The organism is Pseudomonas sp. PGPR40, from assembly GCF_022014505.1.
GTDB lineage: Bacteria > Pseudomonadota > Gammaproteobacteria > Pseudomonadales > Pseudomonadaceae > Aquipseudomonas.
Genome location: NZ_JAKLSP010000033.1, coordinates 24,446 through 42,552 on the forward strand (window position 1 = coordinate 24,446; position 18,107 = coordinate 42,552).

Consider the following 18,107-nt stretch of genomic DNA (forward strand, 5'->3'; position numbering starts at 1 on the left):
TGCCTCAAGATTTTTCCAGGTTGGCCAGGATGTGCCCGTGAACACGCATGCAGACCTTCAAATCCGCCTCTTCAACGCCTTCGAACAATTCGTGGCGCAATTGAGTGGCAATGGTTTCAATTTGTTCGATCAAGGGCCGGGCCGGGGTACAGAGGACGATTTTTTTCGCCCGACGGTCTTCCAGCACGGATTGGCGCTGCACCAGGCCCTGACTTTCCAGGCTGTCGAGCAGTCGAGCCAGGGTGGGCCCTTCAACGCCGACGCTTTGCGCCAGTTCGCGCTGGGTGGGGGCATTATCGAAACGCGCCAGATGCAGCAGCACCAGCCAGCGTGCCTGGGACAGACCCAGGCCAGCCAGTCGGCGGTCCAGTTCGGCACGCCAGCCCCGAGACATCTGGGCCAGTTGCATGCCAAAGCGGTGTTGATCGGTTAACGGCATAAAGCACTCATGGTTAGACTGAAATAGAGAAAAACTAATTATTAGTCAGCTAAGCATGACCTTTGGCTATAGGCAAGGCTTGGCTCTGTACTGAATCGTTACACTTATGCAGCAGGTCATTCAGATTTCGAATTCCGACTGCAGCGCAGCACGAACGCAATACAAAACGCCTTCCGGAACTCTTCCTGCGAACAGCGCAGCGATCTCTGACACTGGCGGCAGTTCGCCTTCGCCGTCGAGAAACGCGTCCTGAACTTCACCCATCAACTCTTCTGGCAGGTCCAGCGCTTGTTCAAGCGACAACTGCTGCTTGCCGATGGCTTCGGCGAGCATCGTGTAGACGTTCTTTTCCGAGCATTGCAACTGACCGGCAATCTGCAGCGGTGTCATGCCGGCCCGGGCCAGGGTGATCAGTTCGTGACGCACATCGGCCACCACTTTCGGCGCCTCGACCTGACCGCCGAGCACCTCGAGGAAGGCCTCGCCATAACGCTCCAGTTTGCGCGCACCGACACCGCTGACCGTGGCCATTTCCGCCAGCGAGGTCGGCTGGCTGCGGAGCATTTCCAGCAGCGTCGAGTCGGGGAAGATCACGTACGGCGGCACGCCATGTTCTTCGGCGAGCTTGCGACGCAGGGCGCGCAGGGCTTCCCACTGTTCGCGTTCCTCGCCACGCACCAATTGGCTGGCCGGGCTCTTGCTGGCAGTCTTGGCCGTGACTTGCGGCTTGAGATCGCGGCGCAGTTCCAGGGTCACTTCACCTTTGAGCAATGGCCGGCAGGTGTCGCTCAGGCGCAGGCCGCCGTAGCCTTCGAGGTCGATGTCGGCCAGACCACGGGCAACAAGCTGTCGGAACAAGGAGCGCCATTCGCTCTCCCCCATCGCTTTGCCTACGCCGTAAACCGACAAATGCTGATGACCGAAGCTGCGAACCTTTTCGTTGTCCTTGCCCAGCAATACGTCGACCAGATGACCGACGCCATAACGCTGACCGGTGCGGTAGATCGCCGACAGCGCCTGACGGGCCGGCTCGGTGGCGTCCCAAGTCTGGACGCCGTCGACGCAGTTGTCGCAATGGCCGCAGGGCTCTGGCATGTCTTCGTCGAAGTACGCGAGCAGGGTCTGGCGGCGGCAGCGGGTTTCTTCGCAAAGCGAGAGCATGGCGTCGAGCTTGTGCTGCTCCAGACGCTTGTGGCGCTCGTCTCCTTCGGAGTTTTGCAACATCTGCTTGAGCATCACCACGTCTTGCAGGCCGTACGCCATCCAGGCATCCGCCGGCAGGCCATCACGACCGCCGCGACCGGTTTCCTGGTAGTAGGCTTCAAGGGACTTTGGCAAATCCAGGTGCGCGACAAAACGTACGTTAGGCTTGTCGATGCCCATGCCGAACGCCACGGTGGCGACCATGATCAGGCCTTCCTCGTTGAGGAAGCGCTTCTGGTGGTGAGCCCGCGTGTCGTTGGGCAGACCGGCGTGGTACGGCAGCGCCGGAAGACCTTGCTCGCTGAGGAACACCGCTACTTCATCAACCTTTTTGCGCGACAGGCAGTAAACGATACCCGCATCGCTGCGCCGCTCGGCGAGAAACGCCAGCAACTGCTTGCGCGGCTGTTCCTTGGGCACGATGCGATAGAAGATATTGGGGCGGTCGAAACTTGAGAGGAAGCGCTCGGCATCCTGCAAATGCAGGCGATCGACGATTTCTTCCCGGGTGCGCTTGTCGGCCGTGGCGGTCAGGGCAATGCGCGGGACGTTGGGGAATAACTCCGCCAACTGGCCCAGCTGCAGGTATTCGCGACGGAAGTCGTGACCCCATTGGGACACGCAATGTGCTTCATCAATGGCGAACAGCGCGATTTCAAGGCTTTGCAGGAACGCCAGCATGCGCGGCTGAACCAGACGCTCGGGCGCCAGGTAGAGCATTTTCACTTCGCCGCGCTTGATCCGCGCCGCCAGATCACGCTGTTGTTCAGCACTCAACGTGGAGTTCAAGGCCGCAGCGGCAACGCCCAGTTCTTCTAGGGTGGCGACCTGATCGTCCATGAGCGCGATCAACGGCGACACCACCACCGCCAGCCCCTCACGCAGCAATGCCGGCACCTGGAAGCACAAGGACTTGCCGCCACCGGTAGGCATCAGCACCAGGGCGTCGCCGCCACTGGCCACGCGCTCAATGATTGCACCCTGACGGCCACGGAAACTGTCGTAGCCGAAGATGTCCTTGAGGACGCGTTGAGCCTGTTCGAGCATAAAAACTCCAAAAATCACCGAAACATCCCTGCAAGGCTGGTTCAAAATCGTGAAAGCTGCACCGACAAATCGTAAGTGCGCATTGCATGACGCTGCACATTCCAGCCGTGACACCAGCAGGGCATCACAAAACGCGCGAGTATACCCGAGCCCTGTCCGGCAAAGGGCGCCGCTGAGAAGACACACGAAAGCCAATGCAATGCAGACCTTGTGGGAGCGGGCTTGCTCGCGAAAGCGGTGTGTCAGTCGACATTAATGCTGCCTGACACACCCCTTTCGCGAGCAAGCCCGCTCCAACAGGGTTTTCTATTGCCCCAACCACAGATTCCATCACAAGGGTTCAAATATGCCGCGCGGCTGGCCCAAGCGCTCAAGAAGGCCTAGAATTCCCGCATCGTATATTCCCCAAGGTAGCCCTTTAATGTCCTTCGCTGAGCAACTAACCCGCCTGCAAGTCTTCCTCGACGCCGACGAGCTGCATGACGAGGCGCTGGACTACGTGGCCGCCCACGGCTACCTCACCGCGCTGTCGATCTGTTCCGAGAGCGTTCCCGACCGTGAATGGATCGACGCGCTGTTCGCCGAAGAGCCGCATTACGCCGACGACACCGAGCGTGAAGCGATCGAATCCACTCTGGTGCTGCTCAAGGCGCACATCGCCCGCCAACTGGCGTCCGACGAAGAGTTCGAGCTGCCGTGCGACCTCGACCTGGGCGACGATCCGGACGATTCCGACCTGCGCGGCTGGTGCATCGGTTTCATGGAAGGCGTGTTCCTGCGCGAAGCGGCCTGGTTCGAAACCGCCGAAGAAGAAGTCAGCGAAATGCTGCTGCCGATCATGGTGGGTTCGGGTCTGTTCGATGAGCAGCCGGAGTTCGAAGACATCGCCAAAGATGCCAACCTGATGGACGACATGATCGTGCAGATCCCGGAAGCCCTGACTGCGCTGTACCTGCTGTGCCAGGCGCCAGACGAAAAACCGGCGATTCTCAAGCCACGTCACCACTAAGGTTTTGCCTATGGACAACCCCATAGGCAACCGTCCCCTGATGTTGCGCTACGTGCTGCTGGCCATCGGCTGGCTGAGCGTAGCGCTGGGGGTAATCGGGATTTTCCTGCCGGTGCTGCCCACTACGCCATTCCTGTTGCTGGCGGCCGCCTGTTTCGCCCGCAGTTCGCCGCGCTTCTATCAGTGGCTGGTTGAACATCCACGGCTTGGGCCGTGGGTTCGCGACTACCTGAGCGGCAATGGCATTCCGCTCAAGGGCAAGGTCTACGCCATCGGGTTGATGTGGGCGAGCATCCTGCTCTCCTGCTACCTGGTGCCTCTGCCATGGGCGCGGGGGTTCATGCTGACCAGTGCAGCGCTGGTGACGATTTATATCCTCAAGCAGAAAACCCTGCATAAACCCTGATCTCCATTTGATCGTTCCCATGGTCCCCGTGGGAATGCCGCTCGGGACGCTCCGCGTTCCCTTCGCCGGTGTGACGCAGAGCGTCACAGGATGCATTCCCACGCAGAGCGTGGGAACGATCATCAACTCTGCCCCTTCGTCCGACGACCTGCCCTTTCTCGCTGAGAACACCGCCTAGACTTCAGACAATCTGCACCTGAGCAGCCAGACATGTGCCGCAGTCCGCGTAGTCCAGGATGGTCAACGCTCCGACCTCGGTTCGGCGGATGGCTGCTACCGACGAATTTGCTGCTGCCAGGGTTGGGTAGCGTCTGGGCCGACTGGGACTTTGCACAGATTCTGCAGACTGCTGAAAAACGCTACGGCCCCCTTGGCCTGGCCCGGGAACGGATCGAGGTCTGGAGTCAAATGCTGCAAAGCGATCGCAACCAGCCTGAGCGCGAACAACTGAATGCGGTCAATCGCTTCTTCAATCAACAACTGAGCTTTCAGGACGACACGTGTGTCTGGCGTCAGACCGATTATTGGGCCACGCCAGTGGAATCGCTGATCAAGGCTGCAGGGGAAAACGCAGCAGCGATTCGAAAACTGTCGCGTTGGCAAGAGGTGCTGAAAAAGATGCCATTTGAAGGGTTCGCCATGGGCGAAGGCTAGCCGCTACTGCAAGGAGCGTTTTATGTCACTGCGCAAACAGTTGTTTCTCGCCATTTGCCTGTTCTTGCTGGTGGCCTTCGGCGGCAGTTTTTTGGTCAGCCTGGAAAGCTCTCGCGAACAAATGCTCGGCCAGTTGCGCTCCCATGCCCAGGACGCCGCTACGGCGCTGGGCTTGTCATTGACTGCGCAGATCGACGACCCGGCGATGATCGAGTTGATGGTCAGCTCGATGTTCGACAGCGGCTACTTCAGCAGCATCCGGGTCGTCAATATTGTGGATGAGCGGGTGCTGGTGGAACGCAGTGCACCGACGCAAATCGAAGGCGTTCCCGACTGGTTCGTCAGCCTGGTGAACCTGCGTCCACAAGGCGGCGATGCGCTGATCATGCGTGGCTGGGAACAGGCGGCTCGGGTCGAAGTGCTGAGCAATCCACAATTCGCCCTGGCCAAACTCTGGGACAGCACCTTTGGCAGCCTGACCTGGTTGCTGATGTGCGGACTGCTCAGCGCGGTATTTGGCGGCTGGTTATTGCGTCGACAACTGCGCCCTCTCGACAACATGGTCAAACAGGCTGAAGCCATCAGCAAACGCGAGTTCCGCAGTTTGCCGAAACTGCCGCGCACACCGGAGCTCAAACGCGTGGTGCTGGCGATGAACCAGATGGTCGAGAAGCTCAAGGCGCTGTTCGCCGAAGAGGCCGCGCGCAGCGAAAAATTGCGCTCCGAATCTTATCAGGACAATCTCACGGGCCTGGCCAACCGGCGTTTGCTGGATGAACAATTGGCTGACCAGCTACTGGTTTGCGAACAAAGCCGCGACGGCCATTTGCTGATGCTGCGGATCAATGACCTGATAGGCCTCAACCAACGTCTGGGCGGCCAGCGCACCGATACCCTGATTGGCGCCGTCGGTGAATTGCTCAAACGCCTGACGCAACCACCGGAACGTCGAACCTGGCTCGCGGCGCGCAATCGCGGTGGCGAATTCAGCTTGCTGACCCCAGGCCTGGACAGTAAAGATGCCGCACGCCTGGCTTCGGAAATCAGTGCCACCCTGGAAAACCTGCGCCTGACAGGGGCCAGCGACTGCATGCCAGTGGCGCACCTGGGCGTCGTCGCCTATTCCCCCGGAGAGGCGGCGAGCGATGTGCTGCTGCGCCTCGATCAGGCACTGACCCAAGCCCGGCAGCACCCCGAACGGCCGTGGACACACTTGGTCCATTCCGATACCGCGCCGAACCAGTCCCAACACGACTGGCGCAACTGGATCGACGAAGCGCTGACCGAGGGCAAGATGCAGCTGTATTTTCAACCGGTGGTGCAGTGCGCCGATACCAGTCAGGTGCTGCATCACAAAGTCCTCGCGCGCCTGCTCGACCCGCAAGGCGAGGCGATTGCCGCGGGGCATTTCCTGCCGTGGATCGAGCGCCTTGGCTGGTCAGCGCGATTCGATCTGGTGATGCTCGAAACCACTCTGGAATATTTGGCCGCCAATCGTTGGCCACTCGCGTTGAGCCTCTCCGGCAGCACCCTGCGCGATCCAGCGCAGCTGCAACAAATACTCGATCAGCTCGAATCACTGCCCGAACTCGGGCCGCTGCTGACCCTGGAAATCGACGAACGCCAACTGCCGCCCCCCGAAGCACTGCAACACCTGAGTCACAGCCTGCTCAACACCGGTTATCGCGTCGGTTTGCAGCACTTCGGTGGCAGCTTCAATCAGATCGGCAACCTGACGCAGCTGGGGCTGGCTTACCTGAAAATCGACGGAGCCTACATTCGGGGTATCGATGAACAGACTGACAAGCGCCTGTTCATCGAAGCGATTTTTCGGGCGACCAACAGCATTGACTTGCCGTTGATTGCCGAAATGGTGGAAACGCAGGGGGAACTGGAAGTGATTCAGGAGCTGGGGTTGTTTGGGGTGATGGGAAGACTGATTGGGCCGCCGGAGCCGATGTAAGTCGCAAAGCCCGCGTCATCGTTCATCGCGAGCAGGCTCGCACCCACAGGTGATCGGGGTCGAGCTCTATGCCCCCGGAGTGCCTCAAGGCCGGCGATCCTCGACCCGAGCCTGGCTCTTGCTCCAATCGGTCAACAGGCTGTAAGCCACGGCCAGCAACGTCGGACCGATGAACAATCCGATAAACCCGAACGCAATCAGCCCGCCAAACACCCCGAGCAGCACAATCACCAACGGCAAATTCCCGCCCCGACTGATCAGGTACGGCTTAAGCACGTTGTCGACCCCGCTGATGATGAACATGCCCCAGCTCCCGAGGAACAACGCCATTCCGTACTCGCCCTTCCAGGCCAACCACGCCGTGGCTGGAATCCACACCAACGGCGGCCCCATCGGAATCAGGCTCAACAAAAACGTCACAATCCCCAGCACCAGCGCCCCAGGCACGCCGGCAATCAGAAAGCCGATCAACGCCAGCACGGCCTGAGCCGCTGCCGTACCGATCACCCCATTGACCACCCGCTGCACAGTGCCTGCCACCAGTTCGATGTAATAGCCGGCGCGTTCACCGATCAACCGTTCCAGCAACCCATGGACAAACACCGCCAACCGCGGCCCGTCCCGGTAGAAAAAGAACACAAAGACAATACTCAGCGCCAGCTCAAGGATACCGCCGCCGATCTGCGCACTGCGCGCCAGCAACCAGTTACCGACCTGACCCAGATAAGGCTTGATCGCCAGCATCATCGCCGCGCCTTGCTGATCGATGCTGTTCCAGATCCCCACCAACCGCTCGCCGACCAAGGGAATACTGCCCAGCCAGGTCGGTGCTTCAGGCAAACCGTCGACTTGCACATCCTTGATGAATGCCGTGGCATCGCGTACATGATCCGCCAGGTTGAAGCCCAGCCACACCAGCGGTGCTGCCACCAGTAACATCCAGCCCAGCGTCAGCAACAGCGCCGCCAGGGATTCACGACCATTGAGCCAACGGGTCAACAAACGCATCAGCGGCCAACTGGCAAACGCCAGCACCGCGCCCCAGAACAACGCCGACCAGAATGGCGCCATCACCCAGAAGCTCGCGCCAAACAGCACCAGGAGCAGAATCTGCACCAACAGCCGATCGTTATTGGGCATACAAGGTCTCGAAAAAATCAGTCAGCAAAAGAGTAGGCGAACGCGCAGAACGCGTTCGCTGAATGAAGCTTATCGCAACAGTTCGAAGTGCAGGCCAGAGCCTTCGACACTGCCGGTTTCCATCCGCGCCGCCCGTACACCCTGGTCGGTCAGCGCCTGACGCCAGGCTTCGGCATGGGGCCCGGAAACATTGACGCGCAACGTGGTGTCCAGGTTCAGGCCTCGGGAAATCAAGCGCAGCCAGGTGTCGTCAGGGTCGCCGTCGAGTTTGGGGAAATCAAGTTCACCGGTGCTCTTGAGCTGCCGCAGCAAGGTCGCGGAAGTCGGTAACAAGTCGCCCAATGGTGCAGCAGCGTCGAACTGTTCGACGTGCAGATAGGCTTTGCGATTGCCGCGCGTGATGCTGTAAAGCGCCACCAGCGTGTTGTCTTGAGGGGCTGTCAGACGCAGCAGCAAATAAGCCTGCTGATTATCGGCGCCATACAGCTTGGCATTGCCGAAGACTTCATTGGCCCACAGGCTGCTTTCGCCGCAATCACGGGCCTGACACCAGAACAGCAACTCGGCGCCCTGTTTTTGCAAGGCTTCGCGGGCGGCGGTAAAGGCATCAGTTGACGAATGCTCGGGTGGCAGCTCGTAGGTCACCGAGGTGGCATGCCCACGGGCGCTGACCTGACCGTCAAAGCGCAACTGGCCGCTGATCTTGCGGATCGAACCCAGCGGGTAGATCCGCTCAAGCTCGGCCGCTGGGCGATAGTCGACGATCTGCGCATCGGCCATGCGCGGCACGATCGGCAAGTCCTGACTGCCAGGGACATCAGCGGCAAATAAAAGAGGACTGAAACAACACAGCGCCAGCAGAGTGAGTGAACGCATGGATAGACTCATCGAATCAACATGGCCTGGGCACCTTTGATGACACTGTCGTCATCGATGCGCTCGGGCACCAGTAAACCGCGTTGTACCGCAGGGCGTGCCTCCAGGGTCGCCATCCAGCGCTGCAAGGCTGACAAGCCATCCACCGCGACACCGGACCATTCATGGCCACGGACCCACGGATAAGTGGCAATGTCGGCAATGCTGTATTCGCCCGCCAGAAACTCTACTGCTTGCAGACGCGTGTCGAGCACTTCATACAAGCGCCGGGTTTCGTGTTGATAACGGTCGATGGCGCCTTGGAGTTTTTCCGGAAAGTAACGGAAAAACACGTTGGCCTGGCCCTGCATCGGCCCGATTCCGCCCATCTGGAACATCAGCCACTGCAACACCACCGAGCGCCCCTTGGGGTCCTGGGGCAGCAGTTTGCCGGTCATCTCGGCGAGGTAAATCAGGATCGCGCCGGACTCGAACACGGCGAAATCGCCATTGGCACGGTCGACAATCGCCGGAATCCGCCCATTGGGATTGATCTTGAGGAACTCTTCGGACTTCTGTTCCTTTTTGTCGAAACTCAAGGCATGCACCGTATAGGGCAGGCCGAGTTCCTCGAGCACGATAGAGACCTTGTGGCCATTCGGGGTCGCAGCGGTGTACAGATCTATCATGGTTGTCTCCCATTTCAACCCGCCCAGCCTCGACAGTTGCCCGGCGCAAGTCAAGGAACGGCGAAGAACCGATTGAAACAGTCTGCGACAAGGTCGGCACCGGGTTCGTCATTCAGGTGCAAATGATGGCCGCCAGGCAACTGTTCAAGGCTAAAGGGTAGACGTTCCAGCAACTCGGGATGTTTGGCGAGCATGCCGTCAGCCGCGACCACCAGATGTGCAGGACAACTGACACGCTGGACGAAGGCCATTGCCTGTTCAGTGGTCAGACGTAGCGGTGATGGAAGGGTCAGGCGATTGTCGGTGCGCCAGGTATAGCCGCCCGGCACCGGCATCAAGCCGCGCTGGGCCAGCAGTTCGGCGGCTTCGCGACTGACCGCCACCAAACCTTTCATTCGTGCTTCGATGGCGCGATCGAGCGTGCTGTAGACCGGTTTGCGTTTTTCCCGTAGATCCAGCTGCGCTTGCAGGGCCATGCCCATACGCTCGGCGGCGTTTTCGCCTTTGTCTGTAGGAGGAATGATGCCGTCGATCAAGGCCAGATGAGTCACCCGCTCCGGCAACGACCCGGCCAGCACCAGCGAGACGATTGCCCCCAGGGAATGCCCCAGCAGTGCAAAACGCTTCCATCCCAACTGCTCGGCCACTTGCAGCACGTCATGGGCGTAGTCCCACAGCGCGTAACCGGCGCCGTTCGGCCGATGCCCCGAGTGACCGTGCCCGGCCATGTCCAGCGCGATGATGCGCAAGCCCTTGAGCTTGGGCGCCAGCCGGGCAAAGCTGTTGGCATTGTCCAGCCAGCCATGCAAGGCGATCACCGGCAAGCCGTCCTCGGGACCGAACAGGTGCGCCGCCAATTCGATATGCGGCAGGCTCAGGCGAACTTCTTCGACGACGCTGCTCATGCACAATCCTGTTGGCGGCGACCTTCCCAGCGACTGAACAGATTCTTCAGCAGCGTGGCCGTGTCTTGTGGACGTTCGAGGGGAAACATATGGCCACCGGGCATGGTCAGGGCCTCGCCAAGAGGCATGCGCCCGACGGAACGGGCGTGATGGCGCATCACCACGCGGCTCTTGTGCCCGCGAACCACCGCCAGCGGCACTTTCAACTGCCGTGCACGACCGGGGCTGGTGTGGGGCACCCCGCGGTAGATGCTGATTTCCGTGGCCGGGTCGAAACGCAGGCGCAGCTTGTCGCCGACCTTTTGCAAACCATGTTGAAGATAGGCCTCGAAGCATTCCGGGTCGAAGCCACGAAACAGGGTTTTGCCGGCGAAATACAGGCGAGCCGCTTCCAGATCTACGAACTCTTCCCGTCGTCCCAACGTACGACCGGCCGGGGTCAGGCGATCGATGAAACCGAAGCGCTTGGCAGCACGGATCACCCATTGATCGGCCCGGGTCAGCACCGGCGAATCGAGCATCACCACGCCGCGATACAGCTCAGGGCAACGCAACGCGGCGTGCAGGTGCAGCACGCCGCCGAAGGAATGACCAACGCCCCAGATCGGCTCGTACTGCTGTTTGAGGTGATGAATCAGCTCATCCACCAGATTGTTCCAGTTGTCGTCCGCCGGAAAACGCGGGTCATGGGCGTGCTGCTCCAGATGCGTCACCTGGTACTCGGGCGACAGTGCCGCGAACAACTTGCCGTAGGTCCCCGAAGGAAATCCATTGGCGTGGGCGAAAAATATCTGTTGCGACATACCTGCAAATCCATGAGCGAGAACAGGGGTTGATTGTCCGTAAGACCGTGTCCTACAGCAATGACCGTAACTGACAGGAATGATGACAGTCGGGTCAGGACGATGACCGTTCAGCATCCACTGAGAATCTTGTGGCGAGCGAGCTTGCTCCGGGCGGCGTTCCGACGTTCGGCTGCGCAGCAGCCGCAAAATTGGTGAATGCGGTGTAACCAGAGAGCGGTGCAATCCGGTTGGGGCCGCTTCGCGACCCAGCGGGAGCAAGCTCCCTCGCCACAAAAATTCGCCGGCCATGAATCTTTGGCTCGATCAGGAATCAACGCGCCGGCGGGTTCTCACCCAATGGCACCACCGCCATGGTCAGCCGCGACACGCAACTGGCCTTGCCCTCATCACTGCTCAAACGTATATCCCAGACATGCGTCGTACGCCCGATGTGAATCGCCTTGGCCACCGCCGTCACGCGTCCACTGCGCAGGCCGCGCAAATGGTTGGCGTTGATTTCCAGGCCCACGCAATAAAACTTGCTGGCGTCGATGCACAGGAAACTGGCCGTCGAGCCAACGGTTTCGGCCAGCACCACCGAGGCGCCACCGTGCAGCAAACCATAGGGCTGATGCGTGCGATGGTCGATGACCATGCTCGCGGTCAGGGACTCGTCATCGAAGGCTTCGAAGCGAATATCCAGCACTTCGCCGATGGTGTTTTTCTGCATAGCGGTCAACTGTTCGACGTTGGGAGCGGTGCGCCACAGACTCATCGTTGAGTTCCTTTGTTGGTGTTGTTCGTGGCTCAATCCTGCCACAGCACCGCCTCGCTGCGCTCGCTCCATTCTTCGAATCGCGCGCCGTAAGCCGCTTCGATCATGTTGCGCTTGATCTTCAGGGTCGGTGTCAGGAAGCCGTTTTCCACTGCCCAACTGTCCTTGACCACCACCAGCCGACGCAAGCGCTCATGCCTGTCGAGAACGCCGTTGACCTCCTCCAGCAGTCTTTCCAGACTTGAGTGCAAACCCGCCCGGGCCGATCCAATCGCGTCCTGCTGACCGACCGCCGACAGCACGCACAACCCCAGTGGTGCGCTCAGCCCATCGCCGACCACGCACACTTGTTCGATCCGCGAATGTACTGCCAGACGATTCTCGATCGGTGCCGGGGCAACGTATTTGCCTTTGCTGGTTTTGAAGATTTCCTTCAGACGCCCGGTCAGGCGCAGGTTGCCTTCGGCGTCTTCCTCGCCCTTGTCACCGGTACGCAAGAAGCCATCCTCGGTGATGGTTTCGGCGGTTTTCCCGGGTTCCTTGAAATAGCCGAGCATCGTCGCACCGCTGCGCACCAGTACTTCACCAGTCGGTTCGATACGCACTTCGACTTCCGGGCATGGCTGGCCGATCCAGCCAGGTTTGTTCTGACCTGGCTGGCCGATGTGAGAATAACCGCAACTTTCCGTCATGCCGTACACCTCCAGCACATCCAGCCCCAGCTTTCGGTACCAGAGCAGCAAGGTCTGCGGCACGGGCGCAGCACCGGACAAAGCGATGCGCAAGGCATCCAGCCCCAACCCGGCAAGGACTTTGTGCCCTACCCGTTTGCCGATGAAGGGCAAGCCGAGCAGGAAGTCGAGGCGTTTTGCCGGGATCTTGCTGTAGACGCCCATCTGGAATTTGGTCCATATCCGCGGCACGCCAAACAGCGCGGTCGGCCGGGCACGCTGCAAATCGGTAAGGAAGGTATCGAGGCTCTCGGCGAAGAATACGGTCTGCCCGGTGTAGATCGACGCCAACTCGACAAACATCCGTTCGGCGACGTGGCACAGCGGCAAGTAGGACAGCAGGCGATCCGACTCATTCAGGCCGAATAATTGCGTGCCGCGGGTGGTGGCAAATCCCAGGTTGCCGAAGCTGTGCATCACGCCTTTGGGCTGGCCCGTGGTGCCGGAGGTGTAAATGATGGTCGCCAGCTGATCGGCGGCGGGTTTGGGGTCGTCCTGAATCGGCGAGCTGCGTTGCAGATCGGCCCAGCTGAAATCGAAGGTGCCGGCCGGACACAGCGGCAAGCTGATGGTCGGCAGGTTGGGTTTGACCCCGGCGGACATGCCCGGCCAGTCATCCAGCTTGCCAATGAACACCAGCGCGGCTTCGGAGTGATCGAGCACCTGGGCCACGGAATCGGCGGTCAGATTGGGGTACAGCGGCACCGAGACATGCCCGGCCATCCAGATCGCCAGGTCGGCGATGATCCAGTGGGCGCAGTTTTTCGAGATCAGCGCGATGTGGCTGCCTTGTGGCAATTCGCGAGCCCGCAGCCAGTGGGCGGCACAGCGCACCTGATGGCCGACGTCGGCCCAGGTCAGCGTCTCGACCTGACCGCCTCCTGTCGGCTGGACCAGAAAGCGCTGGCGGGGATGACGGGCTTCGCGCTCGTAGAAAGCGTCCAATGGCAAACGGGAAGCAGCAGGCATGCGACTTGCTCCTTTATTTTTGGTCTGGAGCAAGCGTAGTCAACCAAGCAAGTGCTTGGTTGACTATTTCACACAAAAAACGGAACGCCATCGCCCTTGTAGGAGCGAGGCTTGCCCGCGAAGGAGCCTTCGAAAACGCTAAAAGCTTCGCGGGCAAGCCTTAATGCCAGTCAGATAAGCGCAAATCGGACCTGTAGGAGCCAGGCTTGCCGGCGAAGGCGTCCTTAAGTGCGCTTTCGCCGGCAAGCCTGGCTCCTACGAAGAGCGGTTCATTCGCTTAACTGACTGGCATTAGGGCAAGCCTCGCTCCTACAAAAGCAGAAGCAAAGGCCACAGCCAGAGCAAAGGCCAGAGCAGAAGCCGATTACGGCTGCTTGATGCCGTTAAGCCTCATCGACCCGATCAGCAGTTCATCGTTCTCCAGCTCCGCCAGGCCGGCGGTGCTGACTCTTTCCGGTGGATGTCCGGCGCCGTGCTGCAGATAGCTCAGCAGGTTGCCCACCAGCGGATTGTGACTGACCAGCAGGACATCACTCACCGATACAAGCTGCTCCGCCACCTTGTCCGGATCGGTATCCGGTGTCAGCCAGTCGACGGTGCGGATCTCTGGCTCGAAACCCAGCGCCTCACGCACCAGCAAAGCCGTCTCCTGTGCTCGCAGGAGAGGACTGGAGTAAATGGCGGTGAGCGGCTGACCGATCAGTTCGGCCGCGGTGCGCAACACCTCTTCACGCCCCTTGTCGGTCAATGCCCGCTCAGAGTCCGGGCGAGTACCGTGAGGCTCGGCTTCACCATGACGCAATACCCAGAGTTTCATAATTTCGGTTCCTCATCTCGGGCCGGATGCGGTGCTGGCGCCACAACGTGCGGGGCTTCACCTTCCGGTGTACGCGGCGTCGGCCAGTCGGCGAACGGCCAAGGCTTCTGGTCGCTGTGAAAGCTGCCGAAACGACCGATCTGCGCCAGAAACTGGCTCAGGCTGTCGCCGAAATTCATCAGGCTGGCGCTCGGTGCGCCATAAATCAAACGATAAATCAGCTGCACCAACACCACCGCACCGAGGATCAATTGCGCCACTTGCCAGACCAGCACATAGACAATCATCCACAGCACCCGCAGCAGGATGGATTCGTACTTGGCTTCTACTTTCTGATCGTTCATGTCTCACTCCGTTCCTATTGAGTAGAGGGTTCAGTTGAAATCGCTGGTGGAAATAAAGTCGACGTCGGTTTTCGGCTCGCCGCGCATCAGCAGCGCGATCACCTGCTCAAGCGTGCGCCCTTCGAACAGAATGGCATGTAATCCGGCGACCAGCGGCATATACACACCCACTTCCTGAGCCTTGGCCTTGAGCACCTTGAGGGTGTTCACCCCTTCGGCCACTTCGCCCAGGCGCGTCACCGCGTCCTCCAGGCTCAAGCCCTGGCCGAGGGCAAACCCGACCTGATAGTTGCGGCTTTTCGGCGACGAGCAGGTGACGATCAAATCGCCCACCCCCGCCAGCCCCAGGAACGTCATCGGGTTGGCACCTTGATTCACCGCGAAGCGGGTCATTTCCGCCAGTGCCCGGGTGATCAGCATGCTCTTGGTGTTTTCACCCATGCCCAATGCCACCGCCATGCCGGCGATGATTGCATAGACGTTTTTCAGTGCCCCGCCCAGCTCCACGCCAAAGCGGTCGGCGCTGGCATATACGCGAAAAGTCCGGCCGTGCAGCGCGGCCTGGACCTGCTGGCAAAGATCTTCGTCTTCGCTGGCGACCACCGTGGCGGTCAGCGCGTGTTCGGCGATTTCACGGGCCAGGTTCGGCCCGGACAGCACACCGATGCGCGCTTGCGGGGCGATGTCTTCAAGGATCTGGCTCATCAGCTTGAACGTGTGGGCTTCGATGCCTTTGGTCAGGCTCACCAGCAACTTGCCGCTCAACAGTTGGGCGTAGGGTGCCAGCACCGAGCGCAGCGCGCTGGACGGCAACGCGACGAAGCACAGGTCGCAGGCCTCCAGGGTGGTTTGCAGGTCTGTGACCGCCTCCACCGCCGCAAGAATCTTGATGCCTTTGAGGTAACGCGGGTTCTCGCGATCGACCCGAATGGCCTCGGCCTGCTCGGGGTCACGCATCCACAGCCGGACCTGATGCCCATTCTCGGCCAACAGATTAGCCACGGCGGTACCAAAACTTCCGCCTCCCAGGACCGCAATTGGGCGCTGTTCAGTCATATGCAATCCGTTAATCCATACCAGTGGCGATGTCGGCATTATACGGAGCGGCCCGGTGGCGGCCAGCCCCAGCATCAATTACCGACACTTGTAGAAAGAAGACCAAGAAAACCGAGGAAAATGCGTTCATCGTGACTGGAAAAGTCGTTGCGCTCGGTTAACATGCGCGCCAACTAATCGCTATCAAGGCCGTGCCGTGTCTTTTGGCTTTCCCTGCCCTCGCTCGCCGCTGGTACTGACGCTGATCTTCAGCTCGCCGCTGCTGGCCGACGACTTGTTCCTCGACAACGATCCGTTGCCGCAAGTGCTGACGGCGACGCGCCTGAAGCAGTCGCCTGCGGCTGTGCCGGGAAGCATGACGGTGATCGACAGCGAATTGATCAATGCCAGCGGGGCGCGGGACATCAGCGAGTTGCTGCGGCTGGTGCCGGGGATGATGGTCGGTAATATCAGCGGCAATCAGGCGGTGGTGAACTACCACGGCACCAACGCCAGTGAAGCGCGGCGCCTGCAAGTGTTGATCGATGGCCGCTCGGTGTACCGCGCAGGCCTGGCCACGGTGGACTGGAGTGATATTCCGGTGGCCATGGAAGACATCGAGCGCATCGAGGTTTTCCGTGGCCCCAACACCGTCAGTTACGGCGCCAACGCGCTGATGGCGGTGGTCAACATCATCACTCGCAAACCGGCCGACAGCCACGGCACGCGACTGAAAGTCACCCGTGGCCAGCGCGGCATCAATGATTTCTACGCCAGCCAGGGCATGGGCTGGGACAGCGGCGACTTGCGCCTGTCGCTGTCCGGCCAACAAGACGACGGCTTCGACTCGGACCGTACCGGTGCCGATTACCACGACAGCCGTCGCTTGAATCGCTTCAGCCTCGCCGTCAGCCAGACGCTCAATGAAAACCAGAGCATCGATTGGCAAATGAATGCCAAGGACGGGAGCAACCAGCGGCCCTATACCTACCGTCCGGTGTTCTCAGGGATTACCGACGCCGGGGACAATTCCGACGTCATCGCCAAGGACTATGCCGGCTCGCTACGCTGGAACCTGGACATCAATCCCGACCACAGCCTTTATATTCAGGGCTCGGCGCAACACTGGGATCGCCAGCAGACATGGCGCGCCTGCGACGCCGAGGTCTCGTTCAGCCCGGAGCTGACCGAGCTCTGGCAACTCAATCCGAATTACACCGAACGTCTGGCGCGCAACATGGTGCGCTTTACCGGCCTCGGTGCACCGGCAGGCACACCGGCCGAACAGGCTTTGGGCAATCAGGTGCTGGACCAATGGCAAAACGGCGCCCGACAAACCCTCTGCGGCGACATTGACCAGAGCGCCCGGGAATCGCGCTACGACCTCGAACTGCAAGACACGCTCAGCCTGTCCGACAGTCTGCGGCTGGTCAGCGGCCTGAACTATCGTTACGACCGGGCAGATTCCGAGACCTACTTCAACGGCACGCTCGACGACACCACTTGGCGGGCATTCGGCCAACTCGAGTGGCGCGCCACCGAACACTGGTTGCTGCAAGGCGGGGCGATGTTCGAAGACACCCGATTGACCGGCAACTCGCTAACCCCGCGGGTGGCGGTCAATTACCTGATCAATCCGCGGCACGGCTTGCGCGCGGTGTATTCGGAGGCCATCCGCTCGCCGGACATGTTCGAAAACAACGTCAACTGGAGCTACCAGGTAACCAACCTGCGACCCAGTGCCTACGGCCAGACCAGCGCTCGCTATTTCGTCAAGACCCGTGGCCCGGGCGACCTCGAACAGGAACGCATGCGCTCCCGGGAATTGGGCTACAACGGCTACTTCGCCGAGTGGGGACTGGCGGTCGACGTGAAGCTGTTCTACGACGAAATCAGCGGCATGATCAGCGAACCGCTGCGTAACAACCAGTACATCGCCAGCAACTCGAACAGCTCTCGCTTCAGCGGGACTGAAACCCAGCTGGATTGGCGCGTCAGCAGCGCCGATCGTTTGCGCCTGACCTATGCCTACGTCGATGCCGACGCGAGCAACCCACTGGATGCACAACAGACTGCGCGCAACAGCGGTTCCGCCGGTTGGCTACGCAGTTGGGGCCACGGCTGGAACAGCGCGCTCTTCTACTATGGTGCCGACGCCCTCAACGGGTACCGCTTCGAACGGGTCGACACGCGCATCGCCAAACGCATTGGTTTGGGCAAAGCCAATCTGGAGCTGGCTGGAGTCCTCCAGCAACGCCTCGACAATCAGCCCACCACCTTCGTCGACAATAACTACGACGATCGCCGGGTGCTCTACTTCAGCGCGGAGCTGGAGTTCTAA

General features: G+C 60.3%; 16 protein-coding genes and 1 pseudogene. 5 read left to right on the top strand and 12 right to left on the bottom strand.

All coding sequences use genetic code 11. The features are described 5' to 3' along the window. Positions 1-4 precede the first annotated feature (4 nt). Together MEB48_RS24335 and recQ are read right to left on the bottom strand one after the other, a co-directional pair. Positions 5-439, bottom strand: a complete 435-nt coding sequence (locus MEB48_RS24335; RefSeq protein ID WP_237886376.1) for a MarR family transcriptional regulator — start codon at positions 437-439, stop codon at positions 5-7. Positions 440-559: 120 nt separating this feature from the next. Beyond that, the gene (recQ, locus tag MEB48_RS24340) at positions 560-2,689 is read right to left on the bottom strand and encodes a DNA helicase RecQ (RefSeq protein ID WP_237886377.1); all 2,130 of its coding nucleotides are present in this window, start codon (positions 2,687-2,689) and stop codon (positions 560-562) included. A gap of 421 nt (positions 2,690-3,110) precedes the next feature. Here recQ and MEB48_RS24345 point away from each other — a divergent pair, with 421 nt between their 5' ends. The 4 genes and pseudogenes from MEB48_RS24345 to lapD all read left to right on the top strand — a co-directional run bounded on the left by MEB48_RS24345 (position 3,111) and on the right by lapD (position 6,721). Beyond that, a complete protein-coding gene (locus MEB48_RS24345) occupies positions 3,111-3,698 on the top strand; it encodes a UPF0149 family protein (RefSeq protein WP_237886378.1) in 588 nt (195 codons plus the stop codon). 10 nt (positions 3,699-3,708) lie between these two features. Next, entirely contained in the window at positions 3,709-4,104 is a 396-nt protein-coding gene (locus tag MEB48_RS24350) for a YbaN family protein (RefSeq protein ID WP_237886379.1), read from the top strand. A gap of 210 nt (positions 4,105-4,314) precedes the next feature. After that, positions 4,315-4,671: pseudogene (locus tag MEB48_RS24355) on the top strand (hypothetical protein); the annotation flags it as partial. 109 nt (positions 4,672-4,780) lie between these two features. Further along, on the top strand, positions 4,781-6,721 hold the full coding sequence (lapD, locus tag MEB48_RS24360; protein WP_237886381.1) for a cyclic di-GMP receptor LapD: 1,941 nt from the start codon (positions 4,781-4,783) through the stop codon (positions 6,719-6,721). A gap of 84 nt (positions 6,722-6,805) precedes the next feature. Here lapD and MEB48_RS24365 read toward each other — a convergent pair whose 3' ends face one another. The 10 genes from MEB48_RS24365 to MEB48_RS24410 all read right to left on the bottom strand — a co-directional run bounded on the left by MEB48_RS24365 (position 6,806) and on the right by MEB48_RS24410 (position 15,787). Continuing rightward, positions 6,806-7,861 (bottom strand): AI-2E family transporter, encoded by a 1,056-nt coding sequence (locus tag MEB48_RS24365; RefSeq protein WP_237886382.1) that lies wholly within the window; start codon positions 7,859-7,861, stop codon positions 6,806-6,808. A 69-nt stretch (positions 7,862-7,930) separates the two neighbouring features. Continuing rightward, the gene (locus MEB48_RS24370; protein ID WP_237886383.1) at positions 7,931-8,737 is read right to left on the bottom strand and encodes a DUF4892 domain-containing protein; all 807 of its coding nucleotides are present in this window, start codon (positions 8,735-8,737) and stop codon (positions 7,931-7,933) included. An 8-nt stretch (positions 8,738-8,745) separates the two neighbouring features. After that, on the bottom strand, positions 8,746-9,405 hold the full coding sequence (locus tag MEB48_RS24375; RefSeq protein WP_237886384.1) for a glutathione S-transferase family protein: 660 nt from the start codon (positions 9,403-9,405) through the stop codon (positions 8,746-8,748). A gap of 50 nt (positions 9,406-9,455) precedes the next feature. Then, positions 9,456-10,310, bottom strand: a complete 855-nt coding sequence (locus tag MEB48_RS24380; RefSeq protein ID WP_237886385.1) for an alpha/beta hydrolase — start codon at positions 10,308-10,310, stop codon at positions 9,456-9,458. Further along, entirely contained in the window at positions 10,307-11,113 is an 807-nt protein-coding gene (locus MEB48_RS24385; protein ID WP_237886386.1) for an alpha/beta fold hydrolase, read from the bottom strand. The genes MEB48_RS24380 and MEB48_RS24385 overlap by 4 nt, the downstream gene beginning before the upstream one ends. A gap of 313 nt (positions 11,114-11,426) precedes the next feature. Continuing rightward, positions 11,427-11,870 (bottom strand): hotdog fold thioesterase, encoded by a 444-nt coding sequence (locus MEB48_RS24390; protein WP_237886387.1) that lies wholly within the window; start codon positions 11,868-11,870, stop codon positions 11,427-11,429. Between the two features lie 32 nt (positions 11,871-11,902). Continuing rightward, positions 11,903-13,570: an AMP-binding protein gene (locus MEB48_RS24395; RefSeq protein WP_237886388.1), complete on the bottom strand. Its 1,668-nt coding sequence runs from the start codon at positions 13,568-13,570 to the stop codon at positions 11,903-11,905. A gap of 364 nt (positions 13,571-13,934) precedes the next feature. Continuing rightward, complete coding sequence (gene sixA, locus MEB48_RS24400; RefSeq protein ID WP_237886389.1) at positions 13,935-14,387, bottom strand: phosphohistidine phosphatase SixA; 453 nt, start codon at positions 14,385-14,387, stop codon at positions 13,935-13,937. After that, entirely contained in the window at positions 14,384-14,731 is a 348-nt protein-coding gene (locus tag MEB48_RS24405; RefSeq protein WP_095051689.1) for a DUF4389 domain-containing protein, read from the bottom strand. The genes sixA and MEB48_RS24405 overlap by 4 nt, the downstream gene beginning before the upstream one ends. Positions 14,732-14,761: 30 nt before the next feature. Continuing rightward, complete coding sequence (locus tag MEB48_RS24410; RefSeq protein WP_237886390.1) at positions 14,762-15,787, bottom strand: NAD(P)H-dependent glycerol-3-phosphate dehydrogenase; 1,026 nt, start codon at positions 15,785-15,787, stop codon at positions 14,762-14,764. Positions 15,788-15,983: 196 nt separating this feature from the next. Here MEB48_RS24410 and MEB48_RS24415 point away from each other — a divergent pair, with 196 nt between their 5' ends. Continuing rightward, complete coding sequence (locus tag MEB48_RS24415; protein ID WP_237886391.1) at positions 15,984-18,107, top strand: TonB-dependent receptor plug domain-containing protein; 2,124 nt, start codon at positions 15,984-15,986, stop codon at positions 18,105-18,107.